Source organism: Streptomyces incarnatus, assembly GCF_001027185.1.
Taxonomy (GTDB): domain Bacteria; phylum Actinomycetota; class Actinomycetes; order Streptomycetales; family Streptomycetaceae; genus Streptomyces; species Streptomyces puniciscabiei.
The window spans coordinates 3,496,988-3,516,450 of sequence record NZ_CP011497.1 but is presented as its reverse complement, the minus strand read 5'-3'; the positions used below and the strand labels follow the sequence as shown (position 1 = coordinate 3,516,450).

Annotated in this window: 19 protein-coding genes; 15 read left to right on the top strand and 4 right to left on the bottom strand. The window is 72.6% G+C overall.

The features are described from left to right. Positions 1 to 311: 311 nt before the first annotated feature. The 4 genes from ABB07_RS15530 to tsaE all read left to right on the top strand — a co-directional run bounded on the left by ABB07_RS15530 (position 312) and on the right by tsaE (position 4,366). Complete coding sequence (locus tag ABB07_RS15530) at positions 312 to 1,241, top strand: L,D-transpeptidase (protein WP_208899283.1); 930 nt, start codon at positions 312 to 314, stop codon at positions 1,239 to 1,241. Positions 1,242 to 1,295: 54 nt separating this feature from the next. Further along, positions 1,296 to 2,459, top strand: a complete 1,164-nt coding sequence (alr, locus tag ABB07_RS15525; RefSeq protein WP_208899282.1) for an alanine racemase — start codon at positions 1,296 to 1,298, stop codon at positions 2,457 to 2,459. A gap of 169 nt (positions 2,460 to 2,628) precedes the next feature. Continuing rightward, on the top strand, positions 2,629 to 3,888 hold the full coding sequence (locus tag ABB07_RS15520) for an alpha/beta fold hydrolase (RefSeq protein ID WP_208899281.1): 1,260 nt from the start codon (positions 2,629 to 2,631) through the stop codon (positions 3,886 to 3,888). Beyond that, positions 3,854 to 4,366, top strand: a complete 513-nt coding sequence (tsaE, locus tag ABB07_RS15515) for a tRNA (adenosine(37)-N6)-threonylcarbamoyltransferase complex ATPase subunit type 1 TsaE (protein WP_208899280.1) — start codon at positions 3,854 to 3,856, stop codon at positions 4,364 to 4,366. Before ABB07_RS15520 ends, tsaE begins: the two co-directional genes overlap by 35 nt. 339 nt (positions 4,367 to 4,705) lie before the next feature. Here tsaE and ABB07_RS15510 read toward each other — a convergent pair whose 3' ends face one another. Beyond that, complete coding sequence (locus ABB07_RS15510; protein ID WP_208899279.1) at positions 4,706 to 5,257, bottom strand: hypothetical protein; 552 nt, start codon at positions 5,255 to 5,257, stop codon at positions 4,706 to 4,708. 131 nt (positions 5,258 to 5,388) lie between these two features. Between ABB07_RS15510 and tsaB the strand changes: the two genes are divergently transcribed. Genes tsaB through ABB07_RS15490 form a run of 4 tightly spaced genes read left to right on the top strand, consistent with a single transcriptional unit; the run spans position 5,389 to position 7,892 of the window. Then, entirely contained in the window at positions 5,389 to 6,045 is a 657-nt protein-coding gene (tsaB, locus tag ABB07_RS15505) for a tRNA (adenosine(37)-N6)-threonylcarbamoyltransferase complex dimerization subunit type 1 TsaB (protein WP_208899278.1), read from the top strand. Positions 6,046 to 6,062: 17 nt separating this feature from the next. Beyond that, positions 6,063 to 6,557 carry a ribosomal protein S18-alanine N-acetyltransferase gene (gene rimI, locus ABB07_RS15500; protein ID WP_208903462.1) on the top strand — a complete coding sequence of 165 codons (495 nt, stop codon included), beginning with the start codon at positions 6,063 to 6,065 and terminating at the stop codon, positions 6,555 to 6,557. Further along, entirely contained in the window at positions 6,550 to 7,638 is a 1,089-nt protein-coding gene (tsaD, locus tag ABB07_RS15495; RefSeq protein ID WP_208899277.1) for a tRNA (adenosine(37)-N6)-threonylcarbamoyltransferase complex transferase subunit TsaD, read from the top strand. The genes rimI and tsaD overlap by 8 nt, the downstream gene beginning before the upstream one ends. After that, the gene (locus ABB07_RS15490) at positions 7,635 to 7,892 is read left to right on the top strand and encodes a hypothetical protein (RefSeq protein WP_208899276.1); all 258 of its coding nucleotides are present in this window, start codon (positions 7,635 to 7,637) and stop codon (positions 7,890 to 7,892) included. Before tsaD ends, ABB07_RS15490 begins: the two co-directional genes overlap by 4 nt. A gap of 201 nt (positions 7,893 to 8,093) precedes the next feature. On the opposite strand, the gene ABB07_RS15485 is transcribed toward ABB07_RS15490, so the two are convergent. Both ABB07_RS15485 and ABB07_RS15480 read right to left on the bottom strand, forming a co-directional pair. Beyond that, positions 8,094 to 8,942 (bottom strand): COG4705 family protein, encoded by an 849-nt coding sequence (locus ABB07_RS15485; protein ID WP_244189374.1) that lies wholly within the window; start codon positions 8,940 to 8,942, stop codon positions 8,094 to 8,096. A gap of 188 nt (positions 8,943 to 9,130) precedes the next feature. Continuing rightward, the gene (locus tag ABB07_RS15480) at positions 9,131 to 11,440 is read right to left on the bottom strand and encodes a beta-xylosidase/alpha-l-arabinosidase (protein WP_208899275.1); all 2,310 of its coding nucleotides are present in this window, start codon (positions 11,438 to 11,440) and stop codon (positions 9,131 to 9,133) included. Positions 11,441 to 11,571: 131 nt separating this feature from the next. On the opposite strand from ABB07_RS15480, the gene ABB07_RS15475 reads away from it, so the two are divergent. The 4 genes from ABB07_RS15475 (at position 11,572) to ABB07_RS15460 (ending at position 15,631) form a co-directional block, all read left to right on the top strand. Then, complete coding sequence (locus tag ABB07_RS15475) at positions 11,572 to 12,612, top strand: LacI family DNA-binding transcriptional regulator (RefSeq protein WP_208899274.1); 1,041 nt, start codon at positions 11,572 to 11,574, stop codon at positions 12,610 to 12,612. Between the two features lie 162 nt (positions 12,613 to 12,774). Next, on the top strand, positions 12,775 to 13,818 hold the full coding sequence (locus ABB07_RS15470) for an LCP family protein (protein WP_208899273.1): 1,044 nt from the start codon (positions 12,775 to 12,777) through the stop codon (positions 13,816 to 13,818). 135 nt (positions 13,819 to 13,953) lie between these two features. Continuing rightward, positions 13,954 to 14,310 (top strand): YciI family protein, encoded by a 357-nt coding sequence (locus tag ABB07_RS15465; RefSeq protein WP_208899272.1) that lies wholly within the window; start codon positions 13,954 to 13,956, stop codon positions 14,308 to 14,310. Positions 14,311 to 14,353: 43 nt separating this feature from the next. Then, positions 14,354 to 15,631: an RNA polymerase sigma factor gene (locus ABB07_RS15460; protein ID WP_208899271.1), complete on the top strand. Its 1,278-nt coding sequence runs from the start codon at positions 14,354 to 14,356 to the stop codon at positions 15,629 to 15,631. On the opposite strand, the gene ABB07_RS15455 is transcribed toward ABB07_RS15460, so the two are convergent. Next, on the bottom strand, positions 15,625 to 16,848 hold the full coding sequence (locus ABB07_RS15455; protein ID WP_208899270.1) for a class I SAM-dependent methyltransferase: 1,224 nt from the start codon (positions 16,846 to 16,848) through the stop codon (positions 15,625 to 15,627). The genes ABB07_RS15460 and ABB07_RS15455 overlap by 7 nt on opposite strands. A gap of 91 nt (positions 16,849 to 16,939) precedes the next feature. On the opposite strand from ABB07_RS15455, the gene ABB07_RS15450 reads away from it, so the two are divergent. From ABB07_RS15450 to groES, 3 genes are all read left to right on the top strand, one after another. Next, the gene (locus tag ABB07_RS15450) at positions 16,940 to 17,854 is read left to right on the top strand and encodes a polysaccharide deacetylase family protein (protein ID WP_208899269.1); all 915 of its coding nucleotides are present in this window, start codon (positions 16,940 to 16,942) and stop codon (positions 17,852 to 17,854) included. Beyond that, positions 17,851 to 18,711 (top strand): polysaccharide deacetylase family protein, encoded by an 861-nt coding sequence (locus ABB07_RS15445; RefSeq protein WP_208899268.1) that lies wholly within the window; start codon positions 17,851 to 17,853, stop codon positions 18,709 to 18,711. Before ABB07_RS15450 ends, ABB07_RS15445 begins: the two co-directional genes overlap by 4 nt. Before the next feature lie 360 nt (positions 18,712 to 19,071). Continuing rightward, positions 19,072 to 19,380, top strand: coding sequence for a co-chaperone GroES (gene groES / locus ABB07_RS15440; RefSeq protein ID WP_039652762.1), 309 nt, complete (start codon positions 19,072 to 19,074; stop codon positions 19,378 to 19,380). Positions 19,381 to 19,463: the final 83 nt, after the last annotated feature.

Sequence of the window (19,463 nt, the reverse complement as noted above, 5' to 3'; positions counted from 1 at the left end):
ACCCGGTGCTGCGGCTGGGCGGGGGTGGGTGTCGCTTGCCCGCGCTGGCGGGGTGCCGCTGCGCCCACCCGTGCCGCCTGGGGGTCCCCCCAGGCCCTTAAGGCACTGGGGGAGGCACGACTGCCCGCAGCTACGCGGGTACGACTGTGGCGCAGGGCTGCAGGAGCGCCCCGAAGGGGCGCGGGGAACTGCGCGACCAGCCCCCACGCACCCGCACCCGGCCGATTACCGACGTACCCAGCTCCATCCCCCGGGTGACCTCCCCCGCGCGGCACCCCTGATCCGGCGGAGCCGCGCGCTTGGCTGATCGCATGATCAGCAGACGAATCGCGTCCAGAGGCGTCGCCGTGCTGCTCGCCACCGCGACGGCCCTCCCGGCGGCCGGCACCGCCGTGGCCTCCCCGGCGGCCGGTGCCCCAGCGGCGAGCGTGCACGCGGCTGCCGCTCCCGTACCCCCCGCCGTCGCCCCCGAGCTGGTGCCCGGTGTCGCCCCGGGGCCCGCCCAGCCGTGGCAGATCGACACGCCCGACCAGGCGTTGCCGCCGCGGGTGTACACGCCGAGCAAGGCCGAGGACGCCGTGGAGCCGAGGGACGCGGCGCCGGGGACGTACGACCTCATCGAGTACGTGCCGCTGGACGACGCGGTCGGCAAGGCGACGTGCAGCAAGCAGGCCGGCCCCTATCAGTGGCAGGTCGAGGCGTGGCTGAAGCTGAAGGTCGACGGGAAGCAGTCCACCGCCGACTGCAAGGCCATCCGCGCCTTCCAGCTGAAGTACAAGATCAAGCCCGCCATCGGGTTCGCCGGGCCCGTCACCTGGTCGACCATGATGCTCGTCGCCGCGAAGAAGAACCCGAACGCGGCCGGGAAGTGCCCCGTCCGGTCGTACAAGGTGGCCTGCGTCGATCTGGACCGGCAGCTCACCTGGGTGCAGAAGGGCTCCAAGGTGGTGTTCGGGCCGGTGCCCATGCGCAGCGGACGCAAGGGGTACGTCACCCGCAAGGGCTGGCACACCATCTACTGGCGGCACAAGAACCACGTGTCGACCCTCTACAACCAGCCCATGCCGTACGCCCAGTTCTTCGACGGCGGCCAGGCCTTCCACGCCGTCTACGGCAGCATTTACACGACCGTCGGCTCCATGGGATGCGTGAACCTGAAGCTCTCCGACGCGCGCACCCTGTGGGACGTGCTGAAGAAGGGCGACCATGTCTACGTATGGGGGAGGCGGCCGGGTACCTGAGGTCCGGAGACTGCGGCCGGGGCCCTGACGGCCCTCTGAGACACTGGGGGCGCGATGAGTGAGACTGCGACTGTGCCGACCGCCCCCCTGCGCGCCCGTGCCGAGATCGACCTGGGCGCCCTGCGGGCCAATGTGCGTGCCCTGCGTGCCCGGGCGAAGGGCGCGGCCCTGATGGCCGTCGTCAAGTCCGACGGGTACGGCCACGGGGCGGTGCCCTGCGCCCGCGAGGCCCTCGCGGCGGGCGCGACCTGGCTCGGCACGGCCACGCCCGAGGAGGCCCTCGCGCTGCGCGCGGCCGGACTGCGGGGGCCCGTTCTGTGCTGGCTGTGGGTGCCGGGCGGCCCCTGGCGGCAGGCCGTCGAGGCCGGCATCGACGTGTCGGTGAGCGGCATGTGGGCGCTGCGGGAGGTCGTCGCGGCCGCCAGGGAGGCCGGGCGGCACGCGCGCGTGCAGCTCAAGGCGGACACCGGGCTCGGCCGCAACGGCTGCCAGCCCGGGGCGGACTGGGCCGAGCTGGTCGCCGAGTCCCTGCGCGCCGAGGCCGAGGGACTGGTGAAGGTCACCGGGCTGTGGTCGCACTTCGCCTGCGCCGACGAGCCCGGCCACCCCTCCATCACCGCCCAGCTCGACCGCTTCCGGGAGATGCTGGGGTACGCCGAGGAGCAGGGCGTGCGCCCCGAGGTGCGGCACATCGCCAACTCGCCCGCCACGCTCACCCTGCCCGAGACCCACTTCGACCTCGTGCGCACCGGCATCGCCCTGTACGGCATCTCGCCCAGCCCGGAGCTGGGCACCCCGGCCGACTTCGGGCTGCGCCCCGTGATGACGCTCAGCGCCTCGCTGGCCCTGGTCAAGCACGCCCCCGGCGGGCACGGCATCAGCTACGGCCACCATTACGTCACCCCCGGTGAGACCACCCTCGGCCTCGTCCCGGTCGGCTACGCGGACGGCATCCCCCGGCACGCCTCCGGCACCGGTCCGGTGCTGGTCGACGGCAAGTGGCGCACCGTCGCCGGCCGGGTGGCCATGGACCAGTTCGTGGTGGACCTCGGCGGCGACGAACCCGAAGTGGGCAGCGAGGCCGTGCTGTTCGGCCCCGGCGACCGCGGGGAGCCCACCGCCGAGGACTGGGCGCAGGCCTGCGGCACGATCGCGTACGAGATCGTCACGCGGATCGGAACCCGGGTTCCGCGCGTCTATGTGAATGCGTCTGTGTAAATGCCTTCTGTGTGACCGAGTTCATGTGAACGGGGAAGGACTTCGGTAACCCGTTCGACAGACGCGACCCGGATCACGTGTAACTCCGGTCATACCTGTTGCGGCGGCAGCACAGGCACCATCGTCGCACCCACCTGGCGAACTGCAGTACGGCGAAGAGGAGCGGTACGTGAGCGAGAGCAGCGCGGAGGCCGTGGCGGACGTCGTCGCCTCGGCGGCCGCCGCCTCCGCCGCGGGAGCGGCCGGAAGCTGGCGCAGGGCGACCGGCATCGCCGGTGCCGCGATAGGCGTGATCGCCGCGGGAGCGGCGGCCGGCGTCGCGATAGAGCGGATGACAGTGGGGCGCGGCATGCGCCGGAAGGCCCGGCTGGCGCTGGACTCCGCGGGCCCCTACGGCACCCTGCGCGGCATCCCGGGCAAGGCGATCGCCGACGACGGCACCGAGCTGTACTACGAGGTGGACGAGGTCGAGCCCGACCCGGGGCCGAACGTCTCCCCGCGCCGGCGCCGCCTGTTCGGCCGCAAGGCTCCCGCGCCCGTGACCGTCGTCTTCTGCCACGGCTACTGCCTCAGCCAGGACTCCTGGCACTTCCAGCGCGCGGCCCTGCGCGGGGTCGTACGCACCGTGCACTGGGACCAGCGCAGCCACGGCCGCTCCGGGCGGGGCGTGGCCCAGACCCGGGACCGGGTGCCGGTCACCATCGACCAGCTCGGCCGCGACCTCAAGGCCGTCCTCGACGCCGCCGTACCTCAGGGCCCGATCGTGCTGGTCGGCCATTCCATGGGCGGGATGACGGTCATGGCGCTCGCCGCCCAGTTCCCCGAGCTGATCGAGGAGCGGGTGGTCGCCACCGCCCTGGTCGGTACGTCGTCCGGGCGGCTGGGCGAGGTCAACTTCGGGCTGCCGGTCGCCGGCGTCAACGCGGTGCGCCGGATCCTGCCCGGGGTGCTGAAGGCGCTCGGGCAGCAGGCGGAACTGGTGGAGAAGGGGCGCCGGGCCACCGCCGACCTGTTCGCCGGGATCATCAAGCGGTACTCGTTCGCGGGGCGGGACGTCGACCCGGCCGTCGAGCGGTTCGCGGAGCGGATGATCGAGTCCACGCCGATCGACGTGGTCGCCGAGTTCTACCCCGCCTTCACCGACCACGACAAGACCGAGGCGCTCGCCTGCTTCCGGGACATGCCGGTGCTGGTCCTGGCCGGCGTCCGGGACCTGGTCACGCCCAGCGAGCACAGCGAGGCCATAGCCGACCTGCTGCCCGACGCCGAGCTGGTCCTCGTCCCGGACGCCGGGCACCTGGTGATGCTGGAACACCCGGAAGTGGTCACCGACCGCCTGGCCGACCTGCTCACCCGCGCGGGTGCGGTGCCCGCAGGGGCTACGGTTATGGGCTATGGAAGCACCAGCAGCACCGCAGGACCCCACTGAGACCCGGCTGACGATCACCTCGCCCGAGCAGATGCGGGAGCTGGGCCGCAGGCTGGCCAAACTGCTGCGCGCCGGCGACCTGGTGATGCTCAGCGGTGAGCTCGGAGCCGGCAAGACCACGCTGACCCGCGGGCTCGGCGAGGGACTCGGGGTGCGCGGCGCGGTCACCTCGCCGACCTTCGTGATCGCCCGGGTGCACCCCTCCCTGGGCGACGGCCCGCCCCTCGTCCACGTGGACGCCTACCGGCTCGGCGGCGGCCTGGACGAGATGGAGGACCTGGACCTCGACGTCAACCTGCCCGAGTCGGTGATCGTCGTGGAGTGGGGCGAGGGCAAGGTCGAGGAGCTGACCGAGGACCGCCTCCAGGTCGTGATCCACCGCGCCGTCGGCGACACCACGGACGAGGTACGGCACGTCACCCTGACGGGGCTGGGGGAGCGCTGGTCGGACGCGGGCCTGGAGACGCTCACGGCCTGAGCGCCAGGATTCCGACAAGCCGTCGGCAACATGTTGCGCAGGACCTCCCGGGCGTGGTCACATGGTATCCAGCCCGTAGTTAGGTATGCCTAACTACCCGCCCCCGCACGTCAGGAGGCGCCCCATGACCGCACCCACCCCCGCCGGTGTGTCGATGCACGACCTGCTGGCGTCCTGCGAGGCGGCAAAGGCGGTTTCCTGTCCACCCCGGGCCTCTGAGGAGCGCCCCGAAGGGGCGCGGGGCTGTGCCGAATCCGCGGCCACCGCCGCGCGGGGGCGACCGGCCACCACGAACCCGCAGCCGCCGGACGGCGAATCGCGGCACTCGCCGGCGGCGGCCTAGCGAATCACCACGACCTTCACCCCGACGGTCGCGAACATCCACATCGCGTCGCCATCGGCCCGGGTCTCCCGGATCCCCCCTGTCCGCCCGCCCGGATCGGCGGCGGCCGCCCGCGGGGCGACCGCCGCGCTGAACCCGATCGTCAGCCCGTTCACGCTGGTGAAGCGGACGACATGCTCGACGGGAACACCGTCCGTGCCGGTGGTCGCGCTCGACCGGGACGTGACCCAGTACAGGCCCGGGGGAGGGTCGACCGTGCCGGGCGCGACCTTGAAGGAGCGCTCCAGCCGGTTGGTGCCGTCGACCAGCCACACCCGGTCGTCGTCCACCGAGTACACGACCCGTTCACCCGTACCGGACCCGCGCGGCACCGAGGACGGGCTGTGCCGGCCCCCGGGGACCTGGCTCGCGCTCGCCGCGGAGTTCGGGCCGGGGCTGCCGCTCAGGTGCGCCGGCGCGGTCGCCCGGGCCTGGTAGCCGAGGAAGCCGACGGCTCCGAGGGCCGCCGCGGTGAGCCCGGCCACGATCAGCGAGCTGGTCCCCGCCATGTGCGCTCACCTCTCCCTCGTGTTCCTCGGGTTCCTCATGCGATATGTCGTACTTCGTACAGACCGTAGCAGTCAGTGACCGTCCGCCCCGGACGGCCGTGCACGCGGCGCGGGCGCCGTAGGCTGTTCGCGTGCTCTTGCTCGCTCTGGATACCGCAACCCCCGCTGTCACCGTCGCGCTGCACGACGGCACGGACGTCATCGCCTCGTCGAGCCAGGTGGACGCGCGCCGGCACGGAGAGCTGCTGCTGCCGGCCGTCGACCGTGTGCTCGCCGAGGCCGGGCTCAGGCTGGAAGCCGTCACCGGCATCGTCGTCGGCATCGGACCGGGGCCGTACACCGGCCTGCGGGTCGGCCTGATGACCGCCGACACCTTCGGTCTGGCGCTGGGCGTCCCCGTCCACGGCGTGTGCACGCTGGACGGTCTCGCCTACGCCGCCGACATCGAGAAGGGCCCCTTCGTCGTGGCGACCGACGCCCGGCGCAAGGAGGTCTACTGGGCGACGTACGCCGACTCCCGCACCCGGTTGACCGACCCGGCCGTGGACCGGCCGGCCGACATCGCCGAGCGGGTCGCGGGCCTGCCGGCGGTGGGCGCCGGCGCGCTGCTCTACCCGGACACGTTCCCGAGCGCCCACGAGCCCGAGCACGTCTCCGCCGCCGCCCTCGCCTCGCTGGCCGTGGCGAAGCTGGCCGCCGGCGAGGAACCGGCGGCACCCCGGCCGCTGTATCTGCGCCGCCCGGACGCCCAGGTGCCCAAGAACTACAAGGTGGTCACGCCGAAGTGACCGTACGACTGCGCGAGATGCGCTGGTGGGACATCGACCCGGTCCTCGAGCTGGAGAAGGACCTGTTCCCCGAGGACGCCTGGTCCCGGGGCATGTTCTGGTCCGAGCTGGCGCACTCCCGGGGCGCCGAGGCGACCCGGCGCTATCTCGTGGCCGAGACCGACGGCCGTGTCGTCGGCTACGCCGGGCTGGTGGCCGCCGGTGAGCAGGGCGACGTCCAGACCATCGCCGTGGCGCGCGACCACCAGGGCACCGGCCTCGGCGCGCGGCTGCTGGCCGAGCTGCTGCGGGCGGCGACCGCGTTCGACTGCCACGAGGTGATGCTCGAATGCCGGGTCGACAACGTCCGCGCCCAGAAGCTCTACGAGCGCTTCGGCTTCGAACCCATCGGCTTCCGACGCGGCTACTACCAGCCGGGCAACGTGGACGCCCTGGTCATGCGCCTGACCACAGCACCCGACAGCGGCTCCGCCGCGGGACCATCAGCACAAGGAACCGAGATCAATGACTGACGAACCTCTCGTCCTCGGCATCGAGACCTCCTGCGACGAGACCGGCGTCGGCATCGTCCGCGGCACCACCCTGCTGGCGGACGCCGTCGCCTCCAGCGTCGACGAGCACGCCCGCTTCGGCGGTGTCGTGCCGGAGGTGGCGTCCCGGGCGCACCTGGAGGCGATGGTCCCGACCATCGACCGTGCGCTGAAGGAGGCGGGGGTCAGCGCGAGGGACCTCGACGGCATCGCCGTCACCGCCGGTCCCGGTCTCGCGGGCGCCCTGCTGGTCGGCGTCTCGGCGGCCAAGGCGTACGCCTACGCCCTCGGCAAGCCCCTGTACGGCGTCAACCACCTCGCCTCGCACATCTGCGTCGACCAGCTGGAACACGGCCCGCTGCCCGAACCGACGATGGCCCTGCTGGTCTCCGGCGGGCACTCCTCGCTGCTGCTGTCCGAGGACATCACCTCCGACGTCCGCCCGATGGGCTCGACCATCGACGACGCGGCCGGCGAGGCCTTCGACAAGATCGCCCGGGTGCTGAACCTGGGCTTCCCGGGCGGCCCGGTCATCGACCGGTACGCGCGCGAGGGCGACCCCGAGGCGATCGCCTTCCCGCGCGGCCTGACCGGCCCCCGCGACCCCGCCTACGACTTCTCCTTCTCCGGCCTGAAGACGGCCGTGGCCCGCTGGATCGAGGCCAGGCGCGCGGCCGGCGAGGAGGTCCCGGTGCGTGACGTGGCCGCCTCCTTCCAGGAGGCCGTCGTGGACGTCTTGACCCGCAAGGCCGTCCGCGCCTGCAAGGACGAGGGCGTCGACCACCTGATGATCGGCGGCGGTGTCGCGGCCAACTCCCGGCTGCGCGCGCTCGCCGAGGAGCGCTGCGAGGCGGCCGGCATCCGGCTGCGCGTGCCGCGCCCCAAGCTGTGCACGGACAACGGCGCGATGGTCGCGGCGCTCGGCGCCGAGATGGTCGCCCGGGGCCGGGCCGCCTCCAGCTGGGATCTGTCCGCCGACTCCTCCCTGCCGGTCACGGACCCGCATGTGCCGGGTAACCACGACCACGTGCACGAGGTCAGCAAGGAGAACCTGTACTCGTGACCGTCGCGCTGATGTGGGAGGCCCGGGCCGCCGCGGGCCGGGGCGAGGAGCTGCTGGCCTGGGTGCGCGGCCAGCGCCTGACAAAGGAGCCGCTCAGGCGCGAGACCTTCCGTGCGCCGCAGGACCGGGTGCTGGTCATCACCTGGTGGGACGCGCCGTACGACGCCGAATTGCCCGAACTGCCCGAGCCGGACGGCGAGTTGGTGACACGGGCCGTGCACCGCTGGCGGTTCGAGCCGGTCGCGGACGGCTGAGTTGCCAAGATCCCCCCGACCTGGGCTATGATCATCACACAGCGAACGGCCGGAACCCGGAAGGCGGAGAACGGCTCGGACGCAGTGCGTTGGTGGTCCAAGGAAAGACGCCCCGCTTCCTGCGGGGAGATGCAGGTGCAAGGCCTGCCCGGCGCTCCACAGGAACCCCGCCTCCGGATCTTCCGGAGACGGGGTTTCGCGTTACCGGCGCCCGGCCTCCTCGGGCTGCACCGCCTCCGCCCCGCGGCCCCCGAACTCCGGGGCCGCGGCCCGTCGTTCCTTCACCTGCGCATACCCCATCAGGCCGAACAGCACCGCGAGCAGCACCGCCGAGGAACCGGCCGTACCGAGGTCCAGGCCGCCCTTGGCGACCGGCTTGGTCAGGAGGTCGCCGGCCGTGGCGCCGAGCGGGCGGGTCAGCACGAACGCGATCCAGAAGAGCAGGACGTTCGGCACCGCCGGGACCTTCATCAGGGCGACCAGGACGAGCAGCACGCCGGTCACCAGGGCCGCGCCGCCCAGATAGCCCAGGCCCGAGCTGTCGGAGAGGAAGTCGCCCATCGAGGTGCCGAGGGTGTTGGAGACCAGGATCGCCGACCAGAACAGGGCCTCGCCCCGGAAGGTGACGATCTCGGTGATCTGGAAGGTCATCCCGCTCAGCTTCCAGCCGAGGAAGATCAGCAGCAGGATCGAGATCAGGATCGCGGCGCCCTCCGGGTAGCCGAGGCCGAGACCCTGCGGGCCCCAGCCCAGCTTCGTCGCGCCGTTCGCGAGGTACTTGGCGCTGGCGTCCCGGTTCATGAAGTCGGACATGGTGGTGCCGGCCATGGAGGTCGACAGGATCACGGTCCAGTAGAAGAACGGGTTGTAGCGCGCGGCGCGCAGCTGGACCACCAGCGTCACCACGAAGACCAGGAACAGGGCGACGGTGGTGAGGAAGTAGCCCAGCTTGAGGGTCTGGGCGAACAGGTCGCCCGCGGTCTCGCCCAGGGTCGTCGCCGCGATCTTCATGATCCAGAACGCGAGGGTGACCTCGGGCAGTTTCTTCATGACGGACTTCGTCGTGGGGGGTGTCGTCGAGGGCGTCAAGATCGGTGCTCCTGTGGGGGTGTCAGATGATCAACGACCCTGTCAGGGGCACCCTGAAAGCATCCTGAACGCCCGTGTCAGAGGTCTTGCGGAAGCGCGTTCGGTGTGCTCCCGCCGCGGCCTCATACGTTCCACCCCGCCCCTGATGTTCAATCGGTTCCCCGGGACACCTCCACCTCGCACCGAAGCCGCCGCTCGGGCCCGACCACCCGGACCGGCCCCGTCAGCCGCAGCCGCACCCGGTGCCGTACCTCCGTGCTCGACGCGGCCAGCCGCAGCTCCAGCGCGCCCGGCTCCACCACCCGCGTGCCCGAGCGGTCCGTGAAGGAGGACAGGTCGGCGTGGAAGCGGAAGGTGAGGCGGCGGGACGCGCCCGGGTCCAGCTCCACCCGCCGGTACCCGATCAGCCGTACGTCGGGCCGGGTCACGCTCGCCACCGGGTCGTGCAGATACAGCTGGACCACCTCGGCCCCGGCGCGGTCGCCGGTGTTGCGGACGGTGAGGGAGAGGTCGTACGAGCCGTCGGTCGGGATCCCGGCCTCGGGGGCGTGGACGTCCTCCCAGGCGAACGTCGTGTACGAGCGGCCGTGCCCGAACGGGTACAGCGGGGTCGGATCCAGGCTGCTGACCTCGCCGGCCAGGCCCAGCGGGGGCTGGAGATAGGTCCAGGGCTGGCCGCCGGGCACGCGCGGCACGCTCACCGGGAGGCGCCCGGAGGGGTTCACCCGGCCGGACAGCACCCCGGCCACCGCGGGTCCCCCCTCCTCGCCGGGGAAGAAGGCCTGGACGACCGCGCCGAGCCGGCCGTGCCAGCGGCCCAGGGCGTACGGCCGCCCGGTCAGCAGCACCAGCACCACCGGGACGCCGGTCGCCACCAGCCGGTCCAGCAACTCCGCCTGCACGCCGGGCAGTTGGAGGTCGGTCACGTCGCAGCCCTCGCCGGAGGTGCCCCGGCCGAACAGGCCCGCCCGGTCACCGAGCACCGCCACGCACACGTCCGCCTCCGCCGCCCGGGCCACCGCCTCCTCGAAGCCGGCGGTGTCCGGGTCCGAGACCCCGCAGCCCTCGGCGAACGTCACCTTGGCGTCCGGGAGTTCGGCGCGCAGGGCGTCCAGGACCGTGGGGATCTCGATGCCGAGCGGGACCTCGGGGTGGTGGGTGAGGACATGGGAGGGGAAGGAGTAGCAGCCGAGCATCGCGAGCGCGTCCGCCGCGCGCGGCCCGACCACCGCGATCCGGGTGCCGGAGGCCAGCGGCAGCAGTCCGCCGGGGTTGTCCAGCAGGACCACCGACTCCTCGGCCAGCCGCCGGGCCACGGCCCGGTTCTCCGCCGAGTCCAGGTCCACCGGGCCCTCCGGCTCCGCCTTCCAGCCCGGATCCAGCAGGCCCAGCTCGCACTTCTGCAGCAGCACCCGCCGGGCCGCCCGGTCCACCAGCGCCTGCGGGACGCGGCCCTCGCGTACGGCGGTGACCAGCGGGGTGCCGTAGCACTTCACGGTCGGCAGCTCGACGTCGATGCCCGCCGCCAGCGCCCGGTGCGCCGCCTCCTCCTCGTCCGCCGCCACCCGGTGCAGGCTCTGGAGGAACCCGATGCCGAAGTAGTCGGCGACCACCGTGCCGGTGAAGCCCCACTCCTCGCGCAGCAGCCCGGTCAGCAGGCGCGGGTCGGCGGAGGCGGGCACACCGTCGGTCTCGGTGTAGGCCGCCATCACCGAGCGGGCCCCGCCCTCGCGCAGCGCCATCTCGAAGGGGGGAAGGGTGATGTCCGCGAACTCCCGTACCCCCGCCCGCACCGGCGCCAGGTTCCGGGCGCCGGCCGAGGACGCGTACCCGGCGAAGTGCTTGAGCGTGGCGACCACCCCGGCCGACTCCAGGCCGCGCACATAGGCCGTGCCGATGGTGCCGACCAGGTACGGGTCCTCGCCGATCGTCTCCTCGACCCGTCCCCAGCGCGGGTCGCGGACCACGTCCAGGACGGGGGCCAGGCCCTGGTGGACGCCACAGGCGCGCAGGTCGTGGCCGATGCGCCGGCCCATCTCCTCGACCAGCGCCGGGTCGAAGGCCGCGCCCCAGGCCAGCGGCACCGGGTAGGCCGTCGCGCGCCAGGCGGTGAAACCGGCCAGGCACTCCTCGTGGGCGACGGCCGGGATGCCGAAGCGGCCGGCGGCGGCGATCCGGCGCTGGGCGCGGGCCAGGGCCCGCGCGCCGACCGCCGGGTCCACGGGGGCGGTGCCGAAGGAGCGGGTCAGCTGGCCGAGGCCCTGGGTGATCAGCTCGTCCCAGTCGACGTCGGCGGTCATCTCGCGCTGCAGGGGGGCGACCCCGTCGCCGTCCGTGGCGGCGCCCACCCACACGCCGTACAGCTGGGCGGCCTTCTCCTGAAGGGTCATCCGGGCGAGCAGGTCGGTCACGCGGGCGTCGGCGGGCAGGGCGGGATCGCGCCAAGGAGCGGTGGTCATGGAACTCCCGTCACTCTGACTGTCGCTCACGAATGCCTACGAATGTTTCGAAGAAGATACCGAATGTTCCGGGGAACCTATGGCGCGCGCAGACCTTCGTCAAGGGGGCCCGCGACGATACGATCGCGGGCATGAAGCCTTCGAAGTCCGCAGAAACGCAGACGGCGACCCTCGCCGAGATCGCCCGTGAGGCCGGGGTGTCGGCTCCGACTGTTTCGAAGGTGCTCAACGGCCGCGCCGACGTCGCCCCCGCGACCCGCACCCGGGTCGAGGAGCTGCTGCGCGCCCACGGCTACCGGCGCCGCCGCGCCGAGGCGTCCCGCTCCCCGCTGATCGACCTGGTCTTCCACGAGCTGGAGAGCGCCTGGGCGCTGGAGGTCATCCGGGGCGTGGAGAACGTGGCCCGGGACGCCGGGCTGAGCGTGGTGCTGTCCGAGTCGGCCGGCCGGCTCACCCCGGGCCGGACCTGGGCCGATCAGGTGGCCGCGCGCCGCCCGCACGGTGTGGTGCTGGTGCTGTCCGGGCTCGACGAGTCCCAGCGGGCGCTGCTGACCAGCCGGTCCATCCCCTTCGTGGTGATGGACCCGGCCGGCGACCCGGGCCCGGACGTGCCGTCCATCGGCGCCACCAACTGGCAGGGCGGGCTCGCCGCCACCCGCCATCTGGTCGAGCTCGGCCACACCCGCATCGGCGCGATCAGCGGCCCGTCGAGGATGATGTGCAGCCGGGCCCGCGTCGACGGCTACCGCGCCGCCCTGGAGACGGCCGGCCTGCCCGTCGACCCCTCGCTGGTCGTGGCGGGCGACTTCCACCATGACGCCGGCTACCGCCTGGGCCTGGAGCTGCTGCGTCGCCCGGACCGGCCGACGGCCGTCTTCGCGGGCAACGACCTGCAGGCGCTCGGCCTGTACGAGGCCGCCCGTGAGCTGGGCCTGCGCATCCCGGAGGACCTCAGCGTGGTCGGCTTCGACGATCTGCCGGTGGCCCGCTGGGTCGGCCCGCCGCTGACGACCGTACGGCAGCCGCTCACCGAGATGGCCGAGGCGGCGGCCCGCCTGGTGCTGGAGCTGGGGCGGGAGCCGGAGGAGCGGGGGGCGACCCGGGTGGAGCTGGCGACCAGCCTCGTCGTCCGCAGCAGCACCGCGGCGGCGGCCGCGGCCGGCCGACCCTGACCGCGACAGGGGTGGGCGGCCCCACACTCCTCCCGAAGCAAATCGGTGCTTCGGTCGAAACTTTCGGGTCCGTGTGGGCGGCGCATGAGAAATTCCCGAGAAATCCGGCACTCACAAGTTCTGCTAACAGTCCCCTAATAATTCGGACTTACGTTCCTGTCCGTGACGCGACAAGAGGAGCAACGCGACGCCGGCAGACGGGTGGGCCGACGGTCGGGAGCGCTGAAGGCCGTCGGTCTCACCCTGGCGGGTGCCCTGGTGCTGGGCGTGGCGCTGGCGGGCTACGCGTACTGGCATCTGGACAACAACATCAGAAGCGTCGACATCAACAGCGCACTGGGCGACGACCGTCCGGCCAAGGCGGTGGTCACCCCCTCGGCCGCCGCCGTCCCGCTGCCGACCGGCTCCCTGAACATCCTGGTCCTCGGCTCGGACTCGCGCAGCGGCAGGGCCAACCAGGAGCTCGGCGGCGGCGACAGCTCCGGCGCCCGCTCGGACACGGCGATGGTCGTGCACATCGACGCGGGCCGTACGAAGGCCACCGTTGTCAGCATCCCGCGCGACACCCTCGTCACCCGCCCGTCCTGCCCGCTCCCCTCCGGCGGCTCGACGGCGGTGGCCCACGGCGCGATGTTCAACACCGCGTACGAGCTGGGCGGTCCGGTGTGCGCGGTGAAGACCGCGGAGTCGGTCACGGACGTCCGCATGGACCACTACATCGGGATCGACTTCTCCGGTTTCGCCAGGCTGGTGGACGCGCTCGGCGGGGTCGACGTCACCACCGTGAAGGACATCGACGACGACTACAGCCATCTGCACCTCAAGGCCGGCGCCCACCACCTGAACGGCACCCAGGCCCTCGCGCTCGCCCGCACCCGGCACGGCATAGGCGACGGCAGCGACCTCGGCCGCATAGGGCTGCAGCAGATGCTGGTCAAGGCCCTGCTGGCGCGGATGGCCGCCACCGACCTGCTCACCGACCCCGCCAAGCTGTACCGGGTCGCCGACGCGGTCACCGCGAGCCTCACCACCGACACCGGCCTGGACTCCCTGGGCGAGCTGATGCGGCTCGGCCGGAGCCTGAAGGGCCTGACCGCCGACCGGGTGAAGACGGTGATGATGCCGGTCGTCACCGCCCCCTCCGACCCCAACCGGGTGATCGCGAAGGAACCCGCGGCGAGCGAGCTGTGGGCGTCCCTGCGCTGAGTGCGGGCGCCGGCGTGACGGCATCACCGGTGCCGGAAAAAATCTTCGGTGACCGTGTCGATCCGGGTGTCTCCCGTTCGACGCATGGGTGAGCGGCGGGGAGAGGCCCCGCCGCCCCTGCCGTGAGGAGTCGTCATGCCCCGCTATCTGTCGCTCGTACGCGTCGACGAGACCACCGCTCCGCCCGAGGGCCCCAGCCCCGAGCTGATGGAGCGCATGGGCGCCCTGATCGAGGAGATCACGAAGGCCGGCGTCATGCTCGACACCGCCGGGCTCACCCCGCACAGCCAGGGCAAGCGGGTCCGCTGGGAGGGCGGCAGGCTCGCCGTCACGGACGGGCCGTTCACCGAGTCCAAGGAGGTCGTCGGCGGCTACGCGCTCATGCAGTGCAAGGACATGGACGAGGCGATCGAGTGGACCAAGCGGTTCCTGCAGACCCACGAGGAGTACTGGACCGTGACCTGTGAGGTCCGGGAGATCGCCGAGGCCTGAGATTCCTGGCGCCGGGCCCTTGCAGGGTGTTGCATGGTGGGCTGTGGAAGAACCACGGCCCACCCCGCCACCGCCCACCCCGGCCCACGCCATCGAGACCGTCTTCCGCCTGGAGTCGCCCCGGATCATCGCCGGTGTCGCCCGGATCGTCCGGGACGTCGGCATCGCCGAGGAACTGGCGCAGGACGCGCTGGTCGCCGCCCTGGAGCGGTGGCCGCGCGACGGCGTGCCCGGCAACCCCGGCGCCTGGCTCATGGCCACCGCCCGGCACCGCGCCGTCGACCTGGTCCGGCGCCGCGAGACCTACGCCCGCAAGCTCGCGGAGATCGGCCGCGACCTGTCGGAGACGACGCCGTTCGAGGACCCCGCCGACCCCGAGGACATCGACGACGACCTGCTCCGCCTCGTCTTCACCGCCTGCCACCCGGTGCTGTCCCCCGAGGCCCGCACCGCGCTCACCCTGCGCCTGCTCGGCGGTCTGACCACGGCCGAGATCGCCCGCGCCTACCTGGTCCCGGAGCCGACGGTCGCCCAGCGCATCGTACGGGCGAAGCGGACCCTCGCCACGAGGAACGTGGCCTTCGAAGTGCCGTACGGCCCCGACCGCGAGGCCCGCCTCGGCTCCGTCCTGGACGTCATCTACCTGGTCTTCAACGAGGGGTACGCGGCGACCGCCGGCGCCGACCTGCTGCGCCCCGGCCTGTGCGAGGACGCGCTGCGCCTGGCCCGCGTCCTGTCCGCGCTGATGCCCAGGGAGCCGGAGGTGCACGGCCTGACCGCGCTGCTGGAGTTCCAGGCCTCCCGCACGGCCGCCCGCACCGGTTCGGACGGCGAGCCGGTGCTGCTGAAGGACCAGAACCGCCGCCGCTGGAACCGCATGCTCATCGCCCGCGGCGTCCACGCCCTCGACCGGGCCGGCGCCACGGCGACCGGGCCGCCGGGCCCGTACGCCCTCCAGGCGGCCATCGCCGCCTGCCACGCGCACGCGTACACGTACGAGGAGACCGACTGGCGCACCATCGCCACCCTCTACGCCCTGCTGGCCGCCCGCGCCCCGTCCCCGGTGGTGGAGCTGAACCGCGCGGTCGCCGTGTCGATGGCCGACGGCCCCGCCGAGGCCCTGGAACTGGTGGACGCCCTGACCGCCGAACCCGCCCTGCGTGACTACCACCTCCTGCCCAGCGTCCGCGGTGACCTGCTGGCCCGCCTGGGCCGTACGGCGGAGGCCCGGGCGGAGTTCGAGCGGGCGGCGGGCCTGGCGTGGAACGAGCGGGAACGGGAGCTGTTGCTGTCGAGAATCCGTTCCCTTCCCGGTCACTGAGGGGTCACGGGCGCCCCGACCAGCATCGTCGGCGCCCCCGCCACCCGGGTCAGGAACACGGTCGCGGAGTTCGGCCCCTGCGGCTTGACCTTCTTGCGCAGTTCCTCCGGCTCGACGGCCGACCCGCGCTTCTTCACGGTCAAGGTGCCGACCTCGCGCTCCCGCAGCAGGGCCTTCAACTTCTTTACGTTGAAGTGGAGTTGGTCGGTGATCTCATAGGCCGAGGCATAGGCCGTGGGGCGCGGTTCGTCGGCGGTGACGTAGGCGATGGTGGGGTCGATCAGCCCGCCGTCCAGCTGCTCGGCCACCTCGGCGACCAGATGGGCGCGGATGACGGCGCCGTCGGGCTCGTACAGATAGCGCCCCACTGGCCGGACGTCCGGGTCGGGCAGCCCCTTGCCGAGGAGGGTGCGCGGGCCGGGCAGCAGGGTGGCGCGCACGGCGCCCGGCTCGGTGCCGAACCACACCACCGCCTCCTTGACGTCCCCGCCGTCCGAGATCCACTCGGCCTCGGCGTCGCCGGGCACGGCCTCGTGCGGAATGCCGGGCGCCACCTTCAGCGCCGCGCGGGGCGCCCGGCGGGCGGCCTCGATGGCCCAGGACAGGGGAGGGGAGTAGGCCTCGGGGTCGAAGATCCTCCCGCCCGTCGCCCGGCCACCACCCCTCACCGACGCGCTTCGCGCGGCCCCTCCCGATTGCCCGCCCCGCCGGGCGGGGTCCACGAACACGGCGTCGTAACCGCCCGTGTCCACCGCCGTGACGTCCGCCTCGCGCACCTCGATCAGCTCGCCCAGCCCCAGCACGTCGGCGTTCGCCCGCGCCACGGCGGCGGTCACCGGATCCCGGTCCACGGCCAGCACCCGGATCCCCGCCCGGGCGAACGCGATCGCGTCCCCGCCGATCCCGCAGCACAGGTCGGCGACCGAGGTCACGCCGAGGCTCCGGAACCGCTCGGCCCGGTAGGCGGCGACGCTCGCCCGCGTCGACTGCTCGACCCCGTTCGGCGTGAAGAACATCCGCCCCGCGTCCGCCGCCCCGAACTTCGCCGCCGCCCGCTGCCGCAGCCGGGCCTGGCCGAGCGCGGCCGACACCAGCTCGGCGGGGTGGTCCCGGCGCAGCCGGGTGGCGACGGTGAGCTCGTCGGCCGGGGCGGTGTCGCGGACCTCGTCGAGGAGGGCACGGCCTTCGGGGGTGAGGAGGAGAGCGAGGTCGTTCATCGGGTCATTGTGGTCCAGTCGGTGGATCGTGCGCCTTCCGGCGGCGGTGTCGGCCCGGGGACCGGGCTCCGGGCTGGGAGTATCCGACACCATGCGAGTAGTCGTACAAAACGATAAAAATTGGGCCCGGTGCGGGCGTCGGTTCATCGGCCGCGGAGCCGCCGCGCTGGCCTGCTCCGCCCTTTTGTCCAGCTGTGCCGGCTCCCCCTCGCTCGCGCCCCGCCCCACCCCCGCTCAGGGCCCCGTGCACGTCCTGAGCCCCCAGGACCGTCAGGCGGCCGAACACGCCCGTCTCGTCGCCGCGGCCCGGCGCTGGGGCCTCGACCGGGCCCCGCTGACGCCACCCCCGCCCCCCAGGGTGAAACCGGAAATCACCGCGCGGGCGGGCTTCGAGGTCGGTCACCAGGAGGACTGGGACCTGCCGCCCGTCTTCACCACGATCCCCACCAAGCGGAAGATCGTCTTCCTTACCATCGACGACGGCTCGGAGAAGGACCCGAAGTTCCTGCGGATGATGCAGGACCTGAAGATCCCCTACACCGCCTTCCTCAGCAACTACCTGGTCAAGGACGACTACGGCTACTTCCGCAGGATGCAGTCCTACGGCCACACCCTGAACAACCACACGCTGACCCACCCCTACCTGCCGGGCCTGTCCTACGAGGAGCAGAAGGACGAGATCTGCGGCATGCAGGACATCATGGAGAAGCAGTTCGGCAGGCGTCCGACGGTCTTCCGGCCGCCGTATGGCAACTACAACCAGGACACCCTGCGCGCCGCCAAGGCCTGCGGCATCAAGTACGCGCCGATCTGGAACGAGGAGGTCTACGTCGACCACTGGGAGTACCGCGAGGACGACCAGAGGATGCGCCGCGGCGACATCGTCCTCACCCACTTCCGCGGCCGCTCCGACTGGAACGGCACGATGGTCGACGACATGCGCCGCTTCCTGAACAAGGTCACCCGTGAGGGCTACGCCGTGGCCCGCCTGGAGGACTACCTGTGAGGCCGGGGGCGGGCCGCCGCAACGCGGGTTCCGGGTGGCGCCGCCCGGCCCGCTACCTCGGCGCGCTCCTCGCCTCGGCCCTGCTCCTCACCGGCTGCGCCCAGTCAGTCGACCCCATCGAACGCCTCGGCAAGAAGGCCGCGGAGGGAGTGCGCCCGCACGGGGCCGCCCCCGACCAGACCTACCGCCGCTGGGGCCTGACCGAGCCCCTCGCCCGCCCGCCGCAGCCCGCCGCCCACGCCCTCGCGCTCACCCCGCAGACCGGCGGCCGCACCCTGCCCCGCGTGCTGGACCACGTCCCCACCCACGACCGGGTCGTCTTCCTCACCTACGACGACGGCGCCGACCAGGACCCCCGCTTCGTCGACATGGTCCGCGAACTCCGGCTCCCGGTCAGCATGTTCCTCACCGACAGCGTCGCCGCCCCCGCCTACGGCCACTTCGCCCGCCTGCACCGGCTCGGCGCCGGCATCCAGAACCACACCCTCGACCACCGCGCGCTCGCCGGACTGCCGTACGCCGGGCAGCGCGCCGAGATCTGCGGCCAGCAGGACCGGCTCAGATCCCGCCTCGGCCTCACCGCCCGCCTCTTCCGCCCGCCGTACGGCGCGTACGACCACACCACCCTGCGCGCGGCGGCCGGCTGCGGCATCTCCGCGGTCGTCCTCTGGCGCGCCGCGATGACCCCGACCGACCTCGTCTACACCCACGGCGAACACCACCTCCGCCCCGGCGACATCATCCTGATCGGCCCGGACGAGACGACGGGCCCGAGCCTCAGGGAGCGCACGGCGCGGGTGCTGCGGAGGGTGCAGCAGCGGGGGCTGACGGTGGGGCGGCTGGAGGATTACCTGTAGGCCGTTTCGGGGCCGGGGGCGTTTTTAGCGACGGTCGGCACCTTCCAGCCCGTCCGGCGTTTGAGGACGAGGGCCGCCAGGCCCGACAGCGGGGGTCCGGGGGCGGCAGCCCCCAGGACGGCGGGGCGACTCCGGCCCACCGAACAGCCCGGCGCCGACAGGGATCCGGCCGACGCGCCGCACGGCATTGGCACTCCGCTTGACCGAGTGCTAATCGCGGTCATAGTCTCGGCTCTGGCACTCCCCACTGGAGAGTGCCAACAAAGCGACGGGCAGGTCCGGCACCCGCGACGACGGATCGACCTGGTCGCCACCTCAGACAGTTAACCCCGTGAGATCTCCGAAGGGGGAGGTCGGATCGTGACGACCGCCAGCTCCAAGGTTGCCATCAAGCCGCTCGAGGACCGCATCGTGGTCCAGCCGCTGGACGCCGAGCAGACCACGGCCTCTGGCCTGGTCATCCCGGACACCGCGAAGGAGAAGCCCCAGGAGGGCGCCGTCCTCGCCGTGGGCCCGGGCCGGTTCGAGAACGGCGAGCGCCTTCCGCTCGACGTCAAGGTCGGCGACGTCGTCCTGTACAGCAAGTACGGCGGCACCGAGGTGAAGTACAACGGCGAGGAGTACCTCGTCCTCTCGGCTCGCGACGTGCTCGCGATCATCGAGAAGTAAGACCACCTCGAAGCAATTCATTGCTTTTGAGCTGCGCCCCTGGCCCCCGCGACCGATAACGAAGCCGGGCGCCCGGGGCGCAG

Coding starts and splice junctions, on each gene's coding strand:
- ABB07_RS15530 (WP_208899283.1), top strand. CDS start 312: ATGATCAGCAGACGAATCGCGTCCAGAGGCGTCGCCGTGCTGCTCGCC.
- alr (WP_208899282.1), top strand. CDS start 1,296: ATGAGTGAGACTGCGACTGTGCCGACCGCCCCCCTGCGCGCCCGTGCC.
- tsaE (WP_208899280.1), top strand. CDS start 3,854: ATGGAAGCACCAGCAGCACCGCAGGACCCCACTGAGACCCGGCTGACG.
- ABB07_RS15510 (WP_208899279.1), bottom strand. CDS start 5,257: ATGGCGGGGACCAGCTCGCTGATCGTGGCCGGGCTCACCGCGGCGGCC.
- rimI (WP_208903462.1), top strand. CDS start 6,063: ATGCGCTGGTGGGACATCGACCCGGTCCTCGAGCTGGAGAAGGACCTG.
- tsaD (WP_208899277.1), top strand. CDS start 6,550: ATGACTGACGAACCTCTCGTCCTCGGCATCGAGACCTCCTGCGACGAG.
- ABB07_RS15485 (WP_244189374.1), bottom strand. CDS start 8,942: ATGAAGAAACTGCCCGAGGTCACCCTCGCGTTCTGGATCATGAAGATC.
- ABB07_RS15480 (WP_208899275.1), bottom strand. CDS start 11,440: ATGACCACCGCTCCTTGGCGCGATCCCGCCCTGCCCGCCGACGCCCGC.
- ABB07_RS15475 (WP_208899274.1), top strand. CDS start 11,572: ATGAAGCCTTCGAAGTCCGCAGAAACGCAGACGGCGACCCTCGCCGAG.
- ABB07_RS15465 (WP_208899272.1), top strand. CDS start 13,954: ATGCCCCGCTATCTGTCGCTCGTACGCGTCGACGAGACCACCGCTCCG.
- ABB07_RS15455 (WP_208899270.1), bottom strand. CDS start 16,848: ATGAACGACCTCGCTCTCCTCCTCACCCCCGAAGGCCGTGCCCTCCTC.
- ABB07_RS15450 (WP_208899269.1), top strand. CDS start 16,940: ATGCGAGTAGTCGTACAAAACGATAAAAATTGGGCCCGGTGCGGGCGT.